General features: G+C 71.7%; 18 protein-coding genes and 2 riboswitches. Of the genes, 5 read left to right on the forward strand and 13 right to left on the reverse strand.

What is annotated here, in order from left to right:
• The first annotated feature begins 6 nt into the window (after positions 1-6).
• Positions 7-1,011, forward strand: coding sequence for an aspartyl/asparaginyl beta-hydroxylase domain-containing protein (locus ACY1JF_RS08885; protein WP_462704447.1), 1,005 nt, complete (start codon positions 7-9; stop codon positions 1,009-1,011).
• A gap of 60 nt (positions 1,012-1,071) precedes the next feature.
• The gene (locus ACY1JF_RS08890) at positions 1,072-1,605 is read left to right on the forward strand and encodes a GNAT family N-acetyltransferase (protein ID WP_462704448.1); all 534 of its coding nucleotides are present in this window, start codon (positions 1,072-1,074) and stop codon (positions 1,603-1,605) included.
• Between the two features lie 26 nt (positions 1,606-1,631).
• Here the strand turns inward: ACY1JF_RS08890 and ACY1JF_RS08895 are convergent, their stop codons facing one another.
• From ACY1JF_RS08895 to ACY1JF_RS08905, 3 genes are all read right to left on the reverse strand, one after another.
• Complete coding sequence (locus ACY1JF_RS08895; RefSeq protein ID WP_462704449.1) at positions 1,632-2,801, reverse strand: cysteine desulfurase family protein; 1,170 nt, start codon at positions 2,799-2,801, stop codon at positions 1,632-1,634.
• A gap of 78 nt (positions 2,802-2,879) precedes the next feature.
• Positions 2,880-3,152 carry a DUF4190 domain-containing protein gene (locus ACY1JF_RS08900; protein ID WP_462704450.1) on the reverse strand — a complete coding sequence of 91 codons (273 nt, stop codon included), beginning with the start codon at positions 3,150-3,152 and terminating at the stop codon, positions 2,880-2,882.
• A 29-nt stretch (positions 3,153-3,181) separates the two neighbouring features.
• Positions 3,182-3,397, reverse strand: coding sequence for a hypothetical protein (locus ACY1JF_RS08905; protein ID WP_462704496.1), 216 nt, complete (start codon positions 3,395-3,397; stop codon positions 3,182-3,184).
• A gap of 65 nt (positions 3,398-3,462) precedes the next feature.
• Here ACY1JF_RS08905 and ACY1JF_RS08910 point away from each other — a divergent pair, with 65 nt between their 5' ends.
• Positions 3,463-4,089, forward strand: coding sequence for a TetR family transcriptional regulator (locus tag ACY1JF_RS08910; protein WP_462704451.1), 627 nt, complete (start codon positions 3,463-3,465; stop codon positions 4,087-4,089).
• A 530-nt stretch (positions 4,090-4,619) separates the two neighbouring features.
• Here the strand turns inward: ACY1JF_RS08910 and ACY1JF_RS08915 are convergent.
• From ACY1JF_RS08915 to ACY1JF_RS08960, 10 genes are all read right to left on the reverse strand, one after another.
• On the reverse strand, positions 4,620-5,480 hold the full coding sequence (locus ACY1JF_RS08915) for a thioesterase family protein (RefSeq protein WP_462704452.1): 861 nt from the start codon (positions 5,478-5,480) through the stop codon (positions 4,620-4,622).
• Between the two features lie 44 nt (positions 5,481-5,524).
• Positions 5,525-6,190 carry a trimeric intracellular cation channel family protein gene (locus tag ACY1JF_RS08920; RefSeq protein ID WP_462704453.1) on the reverse strand — a complete coding sequence of 222 codons (666 nt, stop codon included), beginning with the start codon at positions 6,188-6,190 and terminating at the stop codon, positions 5,525-5,527.
• 105 nt (positions 6,191-6,295) lie between these two features.
• The gene (locus ACY1JF_RS08925; RefSeq protein ID WP_462704495.1) at positions 6,296-7,678 is read right to left on the reverse strand and encodes an ABC transporter ATP-binding protein; all 1,383 of its coding nucleotides are present in this window, start codon (positions 7,676-7,678) and stop codon (positions 6,296-6,298) included.
• A gap of 23 nt (positions 7,679-7,701) precedes the next feature.
• Positions 7,702-8,799, reverse strand: coding sequence for an ABC transporter ATP-binding protein (locus ACY1JF_RS08930; RefSeq protein WP_462704454.1), 1,098 nt, complete (start codon positions 8,797-8,799; stop codon positions 7,702-7,704).
• Positions 8,796-9,794: an ABC transporter permease gene (locus tag ACY1JF_RS08935; RefSeq protein ID WP_462704455.1), complete on the reverse strand. Its 999-nt coding sequence runs from the start codon at positions 9,792-9,794 to the stop codon at positions 8,796-8,798. Before ACY1JF_RS08935 ends, ACY1JF_RS08930 begins: the two co-directional genes overlap by 4 nt.
• A gap of 109 nt (positions 9,795-9,903) precedes the next feature.
• On the reverse strand, positions 9,904-11,697 hold the full coding sequence (locus ACY1JF_RS08940; protein ID WP_462704456.1) for an ABC transporter substrate-binding protein: 1,794 nt from the start codon (positions 11,695-11,697) through the stop codon (positions 9,904-9,906).
• A 70-nt stretch (positions 11,698-11,767) separates the two neighbouring features.
• A complete protein-coding gene (locus ACY1JF_RS08945) occupies positions 11,768-12,775 on the reverse strand; it encodes an ABC transporter permease (protein WP_462704457.1) in 1,008 nt (335 codons plus the stop codon).
• Between the two features lie 309 nt (positions 12,776-13,084).
• Positions 13,085-13,882 (reverse strand): enhanced serine sensitivity protein SseB C-terminal domain-containing protein, encoded by a 798-nt coding sequence (locus ACY1JF_RS08950; protein WP_462704458.1) that lies wholly within the window; start codon positions 13,880-13,882, stop codon positions 13,085-13,087.
• 533 nt (positions 13,883-14,415) lie between these two features.
• Positions 14,416-15,183, reverse strand: a complete 768-nt coding sequence (locus ACY1JF_RS08955; RefSeq protein WP_462704459.1) for an enhanced serine sensitivity protein SseB — start codon at positions 15,181-15,183, stop codon at positions 14,416-14,418.
• 53 nt (positions 15,184-15,236) lie between these two features.
• A complete protein-coding gene (locus tag ACY1JF_RS08960; protein ID WP_462704460.1) occupies positions 15,237-15,905 on the reverse strand; it encodes an AAA family ATPase in 669 nt (222 codons plus the stop codon).
• Positions 15,906-16,074: 169 nt separating this feature from the next.
• Positions 16,075-16,169, forward strand: a riboswitch (glycine riboswitch).
• Positions 16,170-16,295, forward strand: a riboswitch (glycine riboswitch).
• Between the two features lie 39 nt (positions 16,296-16,334).
• On the opposite strand from ACY1JF_RS08960, the gene gcvT reads away from it, so the two are divergent.
• Entirely contained in the window at positions 16,335-17,453 is a 1,119-nt protein-coding gene (gene gcvT / locus ACY1JF_RS08965) for a glycine cleavage system aminomethyltransferase GcvT (protein WP_462704461.1), read from the forward strand.
• A gap of 105 nt (positions 17,454-17,558) precedes the next feature.
• Entirely contained in the window at positions 17,559-17,939 is a 381-nt protein-coding gene (gcvH, locus tag ACY1JF_RS08970; protein WP_462704462.1) for a glycine cleavage system protein GcvH, read from the forward strand.
• The last annotated feature ends 279 nt before the right edge of the window (positions 17,940-18,218 follow it).

Raw genomic sequence — 18,218 nt, forward strand, 5'->3', positions numbered from 1 at the left:
ACGTACATGTCTGCTCCTGTCCGGACGCCTGCGGCCGAAGCAAGCTGGCGGCGGCTGCCGCCAGCCGTCCCGCTCGGGCTGAGCTTCGACGCCGCACGGCTCGCTGCCGAAGTCCAAGGCCTCTCCGACCTCGCTTGGCGACCGAACCGCCCGGTTCATCAGGGGGGACTCGGTCAGGAAGACACCTTCGACTGGAAGATCATCCCACTGCGGGCGCCGAACGGAGACGTACTGCGCACGGATCCCGGTGGTGCCGGCCTGGAAGACCACCTCGACACCTCCGTACTGGACCGCTGCCCCTACCACGCCGAGGTCCTCGCGAGTATCCCCGCCCCACTCCACAGCGCACGCCTCATGGCGCTGGGAGCCGGTGCGGAGACCCACGAGCACAGCGACGGGCAGACCAATTTCCCCTGGGGATTCCTGCGCCTGCACATCCCTGTCGTGACCCAGCCCGGAGCCGAGCTCATCGTGGACGGCAGCACGTACCACTGGGAAGCCGGACGGCTCTGGTACGCGGACTTCGATCGCCTCCACATAGCCAGGAACAGAGGTGAGGAACGCCGTATCCATCTTGTGGTGGACACGGTCCCCACCCTTCCCCTCATGCGGCTCTTCCCGGACGAGTACCTGGCCCGACTGGCGTGGAGCGACGTCCTGCTGGCCAGGGAAACCGTGCCGCTACAACCCTTCGAGCAGGAGGGATTCACCTGTGAAATCGACGTTCCGGCGAATTTCCCCGACTGGTCGGACGACTGCGGGTCCGACCCCGAAGACAGCCTCCCGGGGTCCGTCGAGATCAAGGACGGACGGCTTGTCCTGTGCATCGCGGGTGAACCCCGATTCGGGCTTGTCCACATCGGTAATGCCGAGTTCAGGCTCCAGGGCTGGACTGATGAGCGGACCGTACTCCTTGATCTCCGGCACAGCTCACCTGCGGCGCGGTTCCGCATCCGGTGCGGCCGGGCCGTCGAGGAGCAGATCCGACCTGCACGTGCCGCCCGCTTGTGATGCACTGGCATGACCACAAGGGACTCCATGCCACCGGGTGTGGCGATCAGAGTCGCGGGCTTGGACGACGCCGGAGAACTCGCCGAAGCCCTCGCCCGGAACCGTGCGTATCTACTCCCGTGGGAGCCGAACCGGCCCGAGGTCTTCTTCACCGAAGAAGGGCAGCGCTCCCGGCTGGCCGACATGCTCGAGCTACGTGAGGCCGGCCGGGCCATACAATGGCTACTCACCGAGCATGGTCGGCTCATCGGCGCAATCTCGCTCTCCCGAATCATTCTGGGGCCGATGCGCAGTGCCAGTATTGGGTACTGGGTCGACCGTGAACATGCGGGACGGGGGATCGCCACTGCAGCTGTCGAAGTCGTGTGTCAGACAGCCGAGAGAGACTTTTCTCTGCACCGAATAGAGGCCGGAACACTGCCAGAGAATCGTGCCTCGCAGCGGGTACTGGAGAAATGTGGATTCGCTCTCTACGGCAGGGCGCCGAAATATCTCTATGTAAACGGCGCCTGGCGGGACCATGCGCTCTTCCAGCGAATCCTGCATGACCGGGAGCCAACCACAGAGGTATCTCCCCTGCGGGCAGGGACCTGACGCGCGACGTGTGGTCAAAGGGCCGCTTACGTCAGCCCGGCCGCCCGGGCCCGTTCCACCGCCGGGCCGATCGCCTTGGCCAGCGCCTCGACGTCGGCGGCGGTGGAGGTGTGGCCCAGCGAGAAGCGCAGGGTGCCGCGGGCCAGGTCGGGGGGGGTGCCGGTGGCCAGCAGGACGTGGCTGGGCTGGGCGACGCCCGCGGTGCAGGCGGAACCGGTGGAGCACTCGATGCCCTGGGCGTCCAGCAGGAGCAGCAGGGAGTCGCCCTCGCAGCCGGGGAAGGTGAAGTGGGCGTTGGCCGGCAGCCGGCCGCCCGGTGCCGGGTCGCCGCCGAGGAGCGCGTCCGGCACGGCCGTCCGCACCGCCGCGACCAGGTCGTCGCGCAGGGCGCCGATCTCGCGGGCGAAGCTCTCCTGCCGCTCGGCGGCGAGCCGGCCGGCGACGGCGAACGAGGCGATGGCGGGCACGTCCAGGGTGCCGGAGCGGACGTGGCGTTCCTGGCCTCCGCCGTGCAGCACGGGGACGGGGCTGTACGCGCGGCCCAGCAGCAGCGCGCCGATGCCGTAGGGGCCGCCGATCTTGTGGCCGGAGACGGTCATCGCGGCCAGCCCGGAGGCGGCGAAGTCGACCGGGAGCTGACCGAACGCCTGCACCGCGTCGGCGTGCAGCGGTACGCCGAACTCGGCGGCCACGTCGGCCAGCGCGCGGACCGGCAGCACCGTACCGATCTCGTTGTTGGCCCACATGACGGTGGCGAGGGCCACGTCGCCGGGGTCGCGGGCGATGGCCTCGCGCAGCGCCTCGGGGTGGACGCGGCCGTACGCGTCGACCGGGAGGTACTCGACGGTGGCGCCCTCGTGCTCGCCGAGCCAGTGCACGGCGTCCAGGACGGCGTGGTGCTCGACGGGGCTGGCCAGGACCCGGGTGCGGGCCGGGTCGGCGTCGCGGCGGGCCCAGTACAGGCCCTTGACGGCGAGGTTGTCGGCCTCGGTGCCGCCGGAGGTGAACACCACCTCGCTGGGGCGGGCGCCCAGCGCCTCGGCGAGCGTCTCCCGGGCCTCCTCGACGGTGCGCCGGGCGCGGCGGCCGGAGGCGTGCAGGGAGGAGGCGTTGCCCGTGACGCCGAGGTGCGCGGTGAGCGCCTCGACCGCCTCGGGAAGCATGGGGGTGGTCGCGGCGTGGTCGAGGTAAGCCATGGTGACGCCGATTCTACGGGGCGCCCCCGCCCGGCCCCGGATCCAGGCCGGTCCGGGCCGGTCTCCCGGCGGAGCGGTTCACCTGCCCCACGAGAGGGTCTGGTCGGCCTGGACGAGCGCCGCCAGAACGAGCAGGTCGGCGACGCCCAGGCCGAGGCCCAGGAGCGCCCGGCCGCGGCGGGCCGTGCCGTGCCGCAGGGCGGCGCCGGCCAGCGCGATGGCGAGCGGCCCCAGGACGACGTTGAGGACCAGCAGGCCGAGCAGGCCCAGGACGAAGGAGGCGACGGCCGTGCCGTCCGCGTCCTGGAGGCCGGTGCGGCGGATGGCCGTGGCCGGTGCGATGAGTCGCACGGGGATCTCCCTCCAGCGGTCGGCGGGGGTCAGTGGGCGGAGGTGCTCCGGCGGCGGTGGCGCTCACGGAGCGCGAAGACGCCGAGCCATACGGCGATGACGGCGGCGGCGACGGCAAAGAGGCCCAGCGGCGCGTGGGCGACGGTGCCCAGCACGAGGCCGAACAGCAGCAGCGCGGCGACGAGGAACAGCACGAGGTCGACTCCCCCAATATTCGGTGAACGGTTGTAGTAACACTTGTCCACTGAGTTCCCAGCCTAACGCGCGGGGCGACTTTCCCATCCCGGAGAACAGCTGTTAACTACATGGCATGAGTCACACCCTCGGCGTCCGGCAGGCCCAGAAGCAGCGGACCCGGCAGGCACTGCTGGACGCGGCGCTCGAACTGCTGGAGGAGCAGAGCCTGAGCAGCCTGGGGCTGCGTGAGGTCACCCGCGCCGTGGGCGTGGCGCCGACCGCCTTCTACCGGCACTTCCGTTCCACGGCCGACCTCGGCGTCGCGCTGGTCGAGGAGGCGCTGGGCAGCCTGCATCCGATGATCCGGACGACGTTGTCCCCGGAAGGGAACCGCGAGGAGCGCATCGCCCGCGCCGTCGAGCTGATCGCCCGCCATGTGCGCGAGCACCCCTCCCACGTGCGCTTCATCGCCCGCGAACGCCACGGCGGGGTGCAGCCGGTGCGGGAGGCCATACGGGAGCAACTCACCCGTTTCACCGGGGAGGTGAAGGCCGAACTGGCCACGGACCCGGAGTCGGCGGGCTGGCACGACGACGACCTGCTGATGCTCGCGGGCCTCTACGTCGACCAGATGCTGAGCACGGCCTCGCTCTTCCTGGACGCGGCGCGGGCCCCGGCCGGGGAGCACGAACGCGTCCGCCGGCTGGCCTCCCGCCGGCTGCGGCTGATCGGCATCGGCCGGGAGCACTGGACGGACTGAGCCGGCTCAGCCTTGCCGCGCCTGTCCGCCGCCAAAACCCCCGCAGCCTCCGCCCTGACCCCCGCCGGGCATTCCCGACGGGCCGCCCGACGGCATACCGGACGGCATCCCCGAAGGGCCGCCCGACGGCATCCCCGACGGAGCTCCCGAGGCCCCGCCGGACGGCGCACCCGACGGCGCACCCGACGGCGCGCCGCTCGGCCTGCCCGACGGCATCCCCGACGGCGTCGGGCACTCCTGCCCGGAGGTGCCACTGCCCGAGGACGACGAGTCGTCGCCCGAGCCGCAGGCGGTCAGCGCCAGCGGGGACAGGGCCAGCAGGGCCACGACGGGGACGAGACGCGCACGCTTCATGAGAAACCGCTCCGCAGTTGATGAGTGACTCCTGAGGACGCCACTCAACCAACGGCGGTTGGGACCGGGTCGGGGCCGCACTGTCGCCCGCCTGTGCGCGCGGCAAAGGGCGCGCAAAGACGAGCGGCACGAGCGGTACGAGTAAGTACAAGCAGCACGAGCAGCACGAGCCAGGGTCAGCGGAGCTTCACCCGCGCCAGCTGCCGGGACTGCGCCACCAGCCGGCCCGCGCCGTCCCAGACCTCGGCGTCCTCCTCCAGGAAGCCGCCGGCGAGGTTGCGGGTGGTGACGGACACCCGCAGCGGGCCCGGTGCCGGGCGGCACCGTATGTGGACGGTGAGTTCGACCGTGGGCACCCAGCCGGACAGGCCCATCTCGAAGGCGGTCGGCGGCAGCGCGTCGACCGCGAGGAGCAGGGCGAGGGGATCGGCGTCGCGGCCGTCGGCGAGCGCGAACCAGGCCCTCATCTCCCCCTTGCCCGAAGGCCGCCCGAGCGCCCAGCCCAGCGTGGCCGGGTCCACCTTGAGCAGCAGCCGGTCGGCGAAGGCCGAACCGCCGGAGACCGGCGCGGGTCCGTCCTGGGGACCGAAGCACTGGTCGAGCGGCGGCATCGCGGGCGGCTCGGCCGAGGTGCGGACGTCGTCCGGCAGGGCGGCCAGGTCGCCGTAGGAGGCCAGGACGCGGATGCGTTCGACCTCGTTGCCCTCCTCGTCGTACTGGAAGAGGGACGCCTGGCCGGTGGAGAGGGTGCGGCCGGCGCGTACCGTCTCCGTGCGGACGAGCGCGGGGCCGGGGCGGGACGCGGTCAGGTAGTGCGCCGAGACGGTGAACGGGTCGGGGTGCGGCAGGGTGTCGGCGAGCGCGCGGCCCAGGACCGCCAGCAGGTAACCGCCGTTGACCACGCCGAAGATGGTCCAGTCGGCGGAGAGGTCGATGGCGTGGACGCCGGGTTCGCGCGGGGTGAGGGCGGTGTCCCGGTCGAACTCGCTGTCGCCGGGGGTGGCCCGTACGGCCGGTGCGGAGGCTGCTTCTGGCATGGCCGCACGGTACAACAGGAAAATACTAAGCGGTAGCTTTCCGCTCAGGGCTGCTCGGTCTCCAGTACCGCCGACCGCCGGTTCCACGCCCTCGGCGCCCGCCAGTGGAATCGCATCGCGCACAGCCGCAGCACGAACGCGGTGACCACCGCGAGGGCAGTGGTGAGCGGGGTGAGGACGCCGAAGCGGATGCACAGGGCGGCCATCGTGGCGCCGACGGTCGCGGGCACGGCGTACAGGTCGCGGTCCCAGCGCAGCAGGGAGGGCACCTCGTTGGCGAGCACGTCCCGCAGCACGCCGCCGCCGACCGCGGTGGCCAGGCCGAGGCAGGCGGAGGCGGTCAGACCGAGGCCGTAGTCGTACGCCTTGGTGGTGCCCGCCACGCAGAACAGGCCGAGCCCGGCCGCGTCGAAGATGTTGACGCCGGTCTGGAGGCGCTCGACATGCGGGTGGAGGAAGAACACCAGCACGGTGGCGAGCAGCGGGGTGACGAAGTATCCCAGGTCGGTGAAGGCGGCGGGCGGTACGGCGCCGATGACCAGGTCCCGGACGAGTCCGCCGCCGAGCGCGGTGACCTCGGCGAGGACGGCGATGCCGAACACGTCGAAGTTCTTGCGGACGGCCAGCAGCGCGCCGGAGATGGCGAAGACGAAGATGCCGATCAGATCGAGCGTGTGCTGGACGGACGGGGTGAAGAGTTGCTGGTACACCCGGTCATTCTCACCCGCGGGCGAGCCCCCGCCTTGCGAACGAAGGCGGGGGCTCGCTGAGCACACCGTGACCGGCGACCGCGGACCGCGACCGCGGGACCGTGGCTACTTCTCCTCGGCGGCGTCCGAGCCGGTCTCCGGGGCGGAGGTCGCCGCGGTGTCGGACGGGTCCGGCGCGGCGGCCTTGTTCTCCGTCTGCCGCTCCGCCGCCTCGGTCTCCGTCAGCCCCCGGGAAGCGTCCTCCGTGCCCTCGCTCCGAGCCGAGTCCCCCCTGGTGCCCTCGCTCCGAGCCGAGTCCTCCCTCGTGCCCTCGCTCCGAGCCGAGTCCTCCGCCGCGACCTCCGCCGCCACCGCCGCCGAGGTCGCCGCCGACGCCGCGAGCGCCTCCTCGGAGACCAGCTCCGCCGCCTCCTTGGCGTCGGACAGCAGGACGACGTCCTGCGGGGCCTGGTCCTCGAAGTTCTCCGGGTGGTGGCAGGCCACCCGCTGCCCCGGCCGCAGCTCCTTCAGCGGCGGCTCGGTGGTCCGGCACAGCTCCGTCGCCTTCCAGCACCGGGTGTGGAAGCGGCAGCCGCTGGGCGGCGAGATCGGCGAGGGCACGTCGCCCTTGAGCAGGATGCGGTCGCTCCGGGTCCCGCGGCGCGCGGGGTCCGGGATGGGCACCGCCGACATCAGCGCCTTGGTGTACGGGTGCATCGGCGTCTTGTAGAGCAGGTCGCGGTCGGCCAGCTCGACGATCTTGCCGAGGTACATCACCGCGATCCGGTCCGAGACGTGCCGGACGACGGAGAGGTCGTGCGCGATGATCACGTACGTCAGGCCCAGCTCCTGCTGGAGGTCGTCGAGCAGGTTGACGACCTGGGCCTGGATGGAGACGTCCAGCGCGGAGACCGGCTCGTCGGCCACGACCAGCTTGGGGCTGAGGGCGAGCGCGCGGGCGATGCCGATGCGCTGGCGCTGGCCGCCGGAGAACTCGTGCGGGTAGCGGTTGTAGTGCTCGGGGCTGAGCCCGACCACCGACAGCAGCCGCTGCACCTCCTTCTTGACGCCGCCCTCGGGCTCGACGCCCTGGAGCTTGAAGGGGGCGCTGACGATGGTGCCGATGGTGTGGCGCGGGTTCAGCGACGAGTACGGGTCCTGGAAGATCATCTGCACGTCGCGGCGCAGCGGGCGCATCCCGCCGACCCCGAGGTGGGTGATGTCCTTGCCCTCGAACTCGATCGTTCCGGCGGTCGGTTCCAGCAGCCGGGTGATCAGCCGGCCCATGGTCGACTTGCCGCAGCCGGACTCGCCCACGACGCCGAGGGTCTCGCCGGAGCGGACCTCGAAGTCGAGGCCGTCGACCGCGTGCACCGCGCCGACCTGCCGCTGGAGCAGCCCCTTCTTGATCGGGAAGTGCTTCTCCAGCCCGCTCACCCTCAGCAGGACCTCGCCGGGGGCGGCCTCCTTGGTGAGCACGCTGCCTTCGCTCTGCGCGGGGATGGTCACCGCTTCGTCCTCTGCCTTGTCACTCACAGCTTCGGCGCAATCTCTTCGGTCCAGATACGCTCCCGCTGCTCCTGCGACATGTGGCAGGCGGCCCAGTGCTTGGCTCCGACCTCGGTCAGCTCGGGCCGGACGGTGCGGGTGATGTCGTCCTTGGGCACGTCGGCGTACGGGCAGCGCGGGTTGAAGGCGCAGCCGGACGGGATGTTGATGAGCGAGGGCGGCGAACCCTTGACCGGGATCAGCCGCTCCTGCTGCTCGCGGTCGAGCCTGGGCATCGAGCCGAGCAGGCCCCAGGTGTAGGGGTGGCGGGGCTCGTAGAAGACCTTCTCGGCCGGGCCGCGCTCCACGCACCGGCCGCCGTACATCACCAGCAGGTCGTCGGCGAGTTCGGCGACGACGCCCAGGTCGTGGGTGATGATGATGACCGCGGAGCCGAACTCCTTCTGCAGGTCCCGGATCAGGTCCAGGATCTGCGCCTGGACGGTGACGTCCAGGGCGGTGGTCGGCTCGTCGGCGATCAGCAGCTCGGGGTTGTTGACCAGCGACATCGCGATCATCGCGCGCTGGCGCATGCCGCCGGAGAACTCGTGCGGGTAGCTGTCCACCCGCTTGTCGGGCTGCGGGATGCCGACCCGGTCGAGCATCTCCACGGCGCGGCGCCGGGCGGTCTTCTTGTCCACGGGGTGGTGGACGCGGTACGCCTCGACGATCTGCTGGCCGATCGTGTAGTACGGGTGCAGCGCGGACAGCGGGTCCTGGAAGATCATCGCCATTTGCCGGCCGCGCAGCTTGCGCACCTCGTCCGGGTCGGAGGAGAGCAGCTCGGTGCCGTCCAGCCAGATCTCGCCGGACAGCCGCGCCTTGCGCTTGCCGTACTGGCCGGCGGTGTGCAGGCCCATGATGCCCAGCGAGGTGACCGACTTGCCGGAGCCGGACTCGCCGACGATGCCGAGGGTCTTGCCCTTCTCCAGCTGGAAGCTGAGCCCGTCGACGGACTTGACCAGGCCGTCGTCGGTCGGGAAGTGCACCTTCAGGTCGCGTACTTCCAGGAAGGCGGTCGGCGCGGGAGAGGCGCCGGTGGGCTCGCCCACCGCCGCTGAGCTCTTGCTGAGGTCGGTCATGCGAGCCTCACTCGGGGGTCGATCACGGCGTACAGGACGTCCACCACGAGGTTGGCGATGAGCACCGCGAGGGAAGTGATCAGGGTGACGCCCAGGATGACGGGCAGGTCCTGGTTGCGGATGGCGGCCAGCACCGCCTGGCCGAGACCGGGCAGGTTGAACGTGGTCTCGGTGAGGATGGCGCCGCCGATGAGGGCGCCGAGGTCCATGCCGAGCATGGTGAGGATGGGGGTCAGCGTGGAGCGCATGGCGTGCTTGCCGATGACGGTCTGCTCCCGCAGGCCCTTGGCGCGGGCGGTGCGGATGTAGTCCTCGCCGAGGATCTCCAGCATCGTGGCGCGGGTGATCCGGGCGTACATCGCGGCGTAGAGGAACGCCAGGGTGATCCACGGCAGGATGAGGCCGCCGAACCAGCCGGTGAAGCTGTCCTCGAGGGGCACGTACCGGGCGTCGAGCCAGTCCAGCCCGAACGCGAAGACCGCCAGGCTGGCCATGCCGGTGAAGTAGACGGGCAGGGAGACGCCCGCCAGGGCGACGACCATCGCGCCGCGGTCCCAGAGGCTGCCCCGCTTCAGCGCGGAGAGCACACCGGCCGCCAGGCCGAGGATCAGCCACAGCACGGCCGCGCCGAGCGCCAGCGCCAGGGTCACCGGGAAGCGGTCGGTCAGCACCGGCCAGATGGCCTGTTCGCTGCGGAAGGAGTACCCGAAGCAGGGGGCGGCGCAGTGGGTGACGTCGCCGCCGCCCGCGTAGGTGCGCCCCACGAAGATGCCCTTGAAGAACTCCCAGACCTGGGCGTAGATCGGGTCGCTCAGGCCCAGCTTCTGCCGCACCGCCTCGACGGCGGCCGGGTCGGCCTGCTTGCCCACGAAGCTCGAGGCGATGTCGACGCCCGCCCACTTGGGGACGAGGAAGAAGATGCAGAAGACCACCAGGATGATGGTCACCAGCATCACTGCGGCGGCGAACAGCCGCCTGATGAGGTAAGCGAGCACAGCGTGCGGCCCGCCGCGGTACCGCGGGCCCCGGAGACTGTCCGGGGCCCGCGGTCACGCCGCGCCGGCCTTCACCTGCCTTTCGTGCCGTACGGCGGGTGTTTGCCGGTTACTTCGTGGACTTCAGGCCGAGGTTGACGAAGTCGTACATACCGCTGTAGCCGTCGGTGGTGTAGACGTTCGCCAGGCGGCTGGAGCGCCAGTTGACGAACTTCTCGAAGACGAACGGCAGGTAGTACGCGCCCTCCATCACCTTGTGGTTGATCTCCGTGGCGATCTTGGCCTTGCCGGCGTCGTCCAGCGTGTCGACGTAGTCGTCGAACAGGCCGTCGATCTCCTTGTCCTTGATGAGCGCGTAGTTGTTGTTGCCGCTCTCCAGGATGTAGTCGCTGCTCCACAGCGGCAGACCGTAGCCCTGGACGGACGGGAAGTCCGGGCCCCAGCCCATGATGATGATGCCGTAGTTCTTCTTCTTGACGTTCGAGGGGCTGCCGATGATGCCGGCGGTCTGCGAGCCGTCGTACTGGTCGATCTCGGCGGTGATGCCGACCTTCTTCAGCGACGCCTGGAGCGACTGGGCGGTGGCCACCTCGACCGGCTTGTTGTTGCGGACCGCGATGGTGGTCTTGAAGCCGTTGGGCTTGCCGCAGGCCTTCAGCGCCGCCTTGGCCTCCTCGACGTTGCCCTTCTTGTTGTCACCGGCGATCTTGTACGGGTCGTACTTCTGGCCCTCGGCGCCCGGGACGGACGGCGGCAGCATGTTGGTGCCGATGTCACCGCCGGCGACCGGGCCGCCGCGCGCGGTCTGCAGCGAGACGTGGTCGGCGCCGAGGATGACGGCCTTGCGGCACTCGATGTTGTCGAACGGCGCCACGCTCTGCGGGAAGACCGCGTAGCGGATGTAGCCGGAGACCGGGTTGTCCAGGTTGGCCTTGTGCTCCTTCAGCGCCGTGGTGCGGCCCTGCGGCGACATGCCGGTCTGGTTGATGTCCAGGTCGATGTCACCGTTGAGCAGGCGCTGGTCGAGCTGGTTGGCGTCGGAGAAGAACTCGACGGTGATCTTGTCCGGGTAGGCCTTGCGGACCGGGTCGGAGTCCTGCTTCCACTCCGTGTTGCGGACCAGGGTGAGTTCCTTGCCCGGGGTGTAGGACTGGAACTTGTACGGGCCGGAGGAGAACGGGTGCAGGCCGTACTTGGACTTGGTGTCCTTGTCCTGGCGGACCGGGGAGGCGGAGGTGAGCGCCAGCATCTCCTCGAAGTCCGAGTTGGCCTTCGGCAGCTTGAAGACGATGGTCTTGTCGTCCGGCGTCTCGATCGCCTTCAGACCCAGCTTGTCCTTGGACTTGTCCTTGTACGGGCCCTCGTACTCGCCCTTGGGGTCGAGCACCTCCTTGAGGTACGTCGGACCGCCGGACAGCACGTCCTGCGCCCAGACGCGCTCGATGCCGTACTTGATGTCCTGGGAGGTGATCGGCTTGCCGTCCTCCCAGGTGATGCCGTCCCGCAGGGTGTACTTGTACGTCTTGCCGTCGTCGGACACCTCGGCGGTCGAGGTCGCGAGGTCCGGGGTGACCTCGGCACCCGCCGCACCCGGCTCCGTCTTGTTCGTGACGAGCTGGCGGCTGTAGTAGCGGGAGAAGTCCCACATGAAGCCGTAGTAACCGCGCGTGGTGTCCCAGGAGTCGGCGTCCTGGGCGCCGCCGAACTTCAGCGTGCCGCCCTTCGTGGCCAGGGAGGCCTGGGCGACCTTGTTGTTCGCGGCGTCGAAGCCGGCCGCGCCGTTCTTCGATCCCCCGTCGTCGCCGTCACCGCCGCCGCACGCCGCCGTGGTCAGCAGCGCGGCGACCACTGCGGCAGCGGCCAGAGCCTGCTTGTGCCGCCCTGAGGTGCGTTGGGTAGTCACGATCTCGGATCCTCCGGATTAGATGAGAGACCCCGTGCAGGTGCCACGGGAGGCTTGTGCGTGCGGGTGTTCAGCGGGAGCCCTTCGGGTCCAGCGCGTCGCGCACGCCGTCGCCGAAGAGGTTGAAGGCGAGCACGGTGATGAAGATCGCCACGCCGGGGACCACCATGTACATGGGGTCCGACTCGTAGTACTCGATCGCGCTCGACAGCATCTGCCCCCACGACGCCGTGGGCGGCTTGACACCCACGCCCAGGAAGCTGAGGGCCGCCTCGGTGAGGATGTTGGTGGGGATCATCATCGTCGTGTAGACGATGATCGGCGCGACCAGGTTGGGCAGCAGTTCCTTGAACAGGATGTACAGCTGCCCCGCGCCCAGGGAACGGGCGGCCTCGACGTACTCGCGCTCACGCATCGACAGCGTCTGGCCGCGCACCACGCGTCCGATGTAGGGCCAGCCGAAGAAGCCGATGACCAGGATCATCACGAAGACGCGCACGCCGGTTCCGTGCAGGCCCAGCATGTCGTTGGGCATCACCGAGACCAGCGCGATGATGAAGAGCAGCTGCGGGAAGGCCAGCAGGCCGTCCATCACCCGGCTGATGACCGAGTCCACCCAGCCGCCGAAGAAGCCGGCCAGGACACCGAGCACCGTGCCGAGGATGACGGCCACGACGGCGGAGAGGAAGCCGACCAGCAGCGAGATCTGGGCGCCGTAGAGGATGCGGGCGAAGATGTCGCGGCCGTTGACCGGCTCGACACCGAGCAGGTGCTCGCCGCTGATCCCGCCGAGCGAGCCCACGGGAGTACCGAACAGCGGGTCGATCAGGTCCTCGTGGTACTCGTTCGGGTCCTGTCCGAGCAGGCTCGTGATGACCGGCGCCAGCAGCGCGACCACGACGAGGAAGAGCACCACGACGGCGCCCGCGAGGGCGAGCTTGTCCCGCTTCAGGCGTTCCCAGGCGATACGGCCCAGGGACCGGCCCTGTACCGACTTCGCCTCGGCGCCGGCGGCCGCGGCCTCCTCGGCAGCGCTCGGGGCCGCTTCGGCGGTCGGCTCGTGCAATGGTGCCGTCATCTGGCAGGGACCCCTCTCAACCGGCGGCAGCCGGCCCGCACTTGCCGCGGTGGCGGCGTGATCAGTCCGTAGTACACAGGGGTGAACACCCCTGGTGCGGGAGTCTTCAACGCATGGGCGATCTGTTGCCAGACTTGGCGGTGAATGGATGCGCAACCGTGATGCTGTTCGAGGGTTTCCGTTATCCGGACGCCGGGTAACACCCTGCGGACATGGAGGAGTTGGGACACCCGGGACAGAAGCGGACGTTCCCCTTCGCTCTACGCGCGGAGATCACTCCGTCGCTCAGCGGAATCTCATCTTCTGCCGTCAGTACCGGCCGCCCGCCGGGGGGTAGCCGTACCCGGCCGCGGGCGCCTGGACGGGGGCCGCGTGGGCCTCCCGGTCGTAGAACGGACGGGCGTTGGAGCGCAGCCACATGGCGACCGGGTCCAGCGCGTCCGACATCGCCACGGTCGACACCGCCAGCCCGTCCGGCACCGCGCCGACGGAACTCTGCATCATCGCGCGCACCGCGCCGACGGCCGGCGGGGAGGTGTCGTACACGTCGAGACCGATGGCCAGGTACGGCGTCCCGAGCGCCGGCTGCACCCAGGCGCGGCGCAGCGAGCGGACCACCGGGGTGCGGTGGGCGTTCTGCGTCAGCAGGGCGTAGAACTGCGGGGTCTCGACGGCCGGTTCGGACAGCCGCAGGGGGCCGGCGGGCTGGCGGTCCAGGCCGGTGGCGATGCGGCGCAGGTCGAGCCAGGGGATGCCGACGCCGCCGCCGGGGGCGTGCGGGTTGAGCCAGAGGCCGTAGCGGTCGGGGAACAGGGCGCGGGCGACCTCCAGCCCGTCGACCACCTCGTAGGACCGGTTCCAGCCGCTGGCGGACAGCTCCTGGGCGGAGGTGACGCAGGGCGCGTAGCCGTGGCCGTCGACCTCCATGTTCCCGTACTGGGCGTCCGGGGAGCCCGCCTGGCCGTGCCAGAGCAGCATCCAGACCTGGCCGGAACCGGGGGCCGCGAGGGCGCGCAGCAGTGACTCGTAGGCGTCGTAGCGGCCGGGCGTCACCTGGCGCAGCATGTGCTCGACCTGCCCGGCCGCGGCGGTACCGCTCGCGCTCACGTTTTACCGACCCTTCGGGAAGCGTGCGTGGTTGGGGTCCAGCTTAAGTCGCTTCGCGGTCGCCGGGCGCCTTCCGGCTCGGGGGTTCTCGCGCCTGGGCGGGTGCGGGGGCGCTGCGGGGCTCGCGCCTGGGCGGGTGCCGGGGCGCTGCGGGGCTCGCACCCGGGCGGGCGCGGGCGTGCTGCGGGGCTCGCACCCGGGCGGGCGCGGGCGTGCTGCGGGGCTCGCACCCGGGCGGGCGCGGGCGTACTGCGGGGCTCGCACCCGGGCGGGCGCGGGCGTACTGCGGGGCTCGCACCCAGGCGGGCGCGGGCGTACTGCGGGGCTCGCACCCAGGCGGGCGCGGGCGTACTGCGGGGCTCGCACCCAGGCGGGCGCGGGCGTGCTGCGGGGCTCGCACCCAGGCGGGCGCGGGTACGCCGCGGGGCTCGTACCCGGCGGGCGCGGGTACGCCGCGGATGCCCGTATCCGCGCGGTGGAGCCGCACAGCGGTACCGCCCGCGCCCCTTACGGGGCGCTTTCCCGCACGGCGTTCACACGTCCCCTTGGTAGAAGGGCCGCACGCGGTCGCGCAGCCAGTCGCAGACCGGGTCCTGGGCCGCCTCCAGGAGGACCAGGTTGACCGGCCACTTGACCGGGACGCGGCCCAGGGCGCGGCCGAGGGCGTCCAGGGGGACGGCACGGGCGTCGCCCTCCCAGTGGGACAGCTCGACGCCGACGAACATGACCGGGTCGGCGGTCTCGATGGCGGCCAGGCAGCGGCGGGCGGTGCGGACCACGCCGGTCGCGGCGAACTCGGCGGAGGCCGCGGCCAGGAAGTCCACCGGGTCGTCCTGCCAGTCGGGCTCGAACAGGCGGACCCGGCCGCCGCCGGCGGGGCCGTCCAGCGGGCCGCGTCCGGCGCGGCACAGCTCGGCCACGGCGGGCGGCGGCAGCGGGATGCCGACGACCCCGTCCGGGTTGACGGCGATGCCGACCTGCGGGGGCAGTCCGCGGGCGAACTCCACGGCGGGGGCGACGGTGTACGCCATGTGCGCGCCGACGACCTGGCGGAACTGCTCCTCGGAGCTGAACACCGGGACGTACGCCTGGCCCTGGATCTCCAGCGTGGGCAGGTCCAGGGGGCCGCTGTGCGGGCCGCCGCCGTTGGGCAGCGGGACCCAGACGAAGCTGCGGCCGAGGACCTCGACTATCCGGCCGCCGGCGCCCGGCACGCCGAGGGCGGCGGAGAGCACCTCCTCCAGTTCGTTGCCGGGCCATCCGCCGTGCGGGTGAGGGTGCGCCTGCGCCGGGAAGTCCATCTGCTTGCCTACCGCCTGTGGGGAACCGCTGGTGTGGCTGAGAAGGCTACCGGTCAGCCGGTGAAGCCGATCCGGCGCAGGGTGTCGGCCGCCGCGCGGTCGAGCAGGACGGCGGCGCCGCAGCCGGGCGGCAGCTCGCCCCGCTGGGCCGCGCGCAGCAGCCGGTGGGTGGCCGCGCGGTGGCGCAGGAAGGCGTACCGGGACACGCCCCGGCCGCGCTCGCGCTGGCCCCGCAGCGCCTGCTCGGCGTCGACGTCGAGCAGCAGCAGGTGCAGGGTGCCGCCGCGCCGCCGGGCCTCGCGGGCCAGCCAGCGGCGCACCCAGGTCTGGGTGCCGCAGTCGTGCACGACGACTCCCTCGCCGGAGCGCAGGGCGCGGCGCAGCCCGGCGTAGTGGGCGATCCGCACGAGGGGGCGGTAGACCGCGTACGGCAGGAAACGCGGCATGCGCCGGTCCCAGCGGTCGCGGGTGTCCTGCGAGTCGACGCGGATCCCGCGCACGGTCCGCTCCATCAGCGTGGACTTGCCGCTGCCGGGCAGTCCGGTGACCGCGACGAGGTCCTTCGGGCCGAAGAGCAGGGCGTGCGGGCTGCGGCCGGCCCGGTCCCGCAGATCGCGGACGACGGGTGCGGGCCCTGCAGCGCACGCCCCCCGGGCCGGGGCCGTGTGCTGCTCGGGCAGCGCGAGTCCCGAGGTCGTGGCGTATGCCGTGGTCCTGTTCACCGTGATCGTCCTCCCCTGGGGCGGTTCACGAGTTCCCATCCCCGTCGAGTGTAAAGAGAAGGTAATCCCGTGGTCTCGCGATTTCGTGCGCTCCACGCCACAAGCCGGTCACAAAGGCGGAGCCGGGGGGCGGTGCTACTGTGGCCGCGCCAACTGCATACCGGCCGTTTGAATCCGCGCGGGAGAGTCCCCGGCCGTCGCCGGGGCGCCGAAGGAGCAAGTTCCTCCCTTGAATCTCTCAGGCCCCGTCACCGCGCGGGCGAGGCACATCTGAAAAGCGGGCCGCCCCGGCGGCCCCACCCACGGTGCAAGTCCTGACCACGACCGGTACGTCCGGGCGTACGCGCGGTCACGGCGAACCTCTCAGGTACCGATGACAGATGGGGAGGGCCTTCCTCGCCCGTGCCGTCCTGTCCTGGGAGACGACCGATGAGCAGTACCCCACTCCGCCGTACCGCGCTGGACGCGGTACACCGCGCGCTCGGCGCGACCATGACCGACTTCGCCGGCTGGGAGATGCCGCTGCGCTACGGCTCCGAACGCGACGAGCACACCGCCGTACGCACCCGGGCCGGGCTGTTCGACCTCTCGCACATGGGCGAGATCACGGTCACCGGCCCCCAGGCCGCCGCGCTGCTGGACTTCGCGCTGGTCGGCGGCATCTCCACCGTGCGGCCGGGCCGCGCCCGCTACACCATGATCTGCCGGGCGGACGGCGGCATCCTGGACGACCTGATCGTCTACCGGACGGCCGGCGACACGTACCTGGTCGTCGCCAACGCCGCCAACGCCCAGGTGGTGCTGGACGCGCTCACCGAGCGGGCGGCCGGCTTCGACGCCGAGGTGCGCGACGACCGCGACGCCTACGCGCTGCTCGCCGTACAGGGACCGCGGTCGGCGGGCGTCCTCGCCGCGCTGACCGACGCCGACCTGGACGGGCTGAAGTACTACGCCGGGCTGCCCGGGACCGTCGCCGGCGTGCCCGCGCTGATCGCGCGCACCGGCTACACCGGCGAGGACGGCTTCGAGCTGTTCGTCGCCCCGGACGGCGCGGAGAAGGTGTGGCGGGCGCTGACCGAGGCGGGCGCGCCGGCCGGTCCGGTGCCGTGCGGCCTGTCCTGCCGGGACACGCTCCGCCTGGAGGCGGGCATGCCGCTGTACGGGCACGAGCTGACCACCGCGCTGACGCCCTTCGACGCCGGGCTCGGCCGGGTGGTGAAGTTCGACAAGGAGGGCGACTTCGTGGGCCGCGCGGCGCTGGCCGAGGCGGCGTCCCGGGCCCAGGACGAGCCCCCGCGCGTCCTGGTCGGCCTGGTCGCCGAGGGCCGCCGGGTGCCGCGCGCCGGGTACCCGGTGGTCGCCGGCGGCCGGGTGGTCGGCGAGGTCACCTCCGGCGCCCCCTCCCCCACGCTGGGCAAGCCGATCGCGATGGCGTACGTCGACGCGGCGTACGCGGCGCCGGGCACGCCCGGGGTCGGCGTCGACATCCGCGGCGGCCACGAGCCGTACCAGGTCGTGGCGCTGCCGTTCTACAGGCGCCGGAAGTAAGCGACCGCGCCAGAAGCGGGCGAGCGGCACGACAAGCGAGCGCGCCCGCCTTCCGTCACCCCCTCCGTTCACCGTCACACCACCTCTCACGGGAGAATTCAGACCATGAGCAACAACCCCCAGCAGCTGCGCTACAGCAAGGAGCACGAGTGGCTGTCGGCCACCGAGGACGGCGTCGCGACGGTCGGCATCACGGAGCACGCGGCAGGCGCCCTCGGTGACGTCGTCTTCGTCCAGCTCCCCGAGACCGGTGCCACCGTGACCGCGGGCGAGACCTGCGGCGAGCTGGAGTCGACCAAGTCGGTCTCCGACCTGTACTCCCCCGTCTCCGGCGAGGTCACCGAGGTCAACGAGAACGTCGTCGACGACCCGTCGCTGGTGAACTCGGCGCCCTTCGAGGGCGGCTGGCTGTTCAAGGTGCGGGTCACCGACGAGCCGGCCGACCTGCTCTCCGCCGACGAGTACACCGCCTTCGCGGCCGGCTGAGGCACGCCGGTCACGGCCCCGCCGGAGCCGTCCCGCGACGCGCGGGCACTGAAGGCCGAGGCCACGGGCACGGGCACGGCCCCGGCCGGCGGGCACCCGCCGCGTCCCGGGCCGAACGAGCAGCCCGCACCCCCCGCTGCCCCGGGCCGGGCCGGTGGCCCGGGGCACGGCGGTACCGAGGACTGGACAAACAGCCCGCCCGCACCGCCGACGCCCCGCACCGCCGGCACCCCGGGGCGCCGCGCCCGCCACCAGCGGACCGGCGCCCCACCCCCTCCC

It is taken from the genome of Streptomyces sp. SYSU D01066-1 (genome assembly GCF_054956795.1).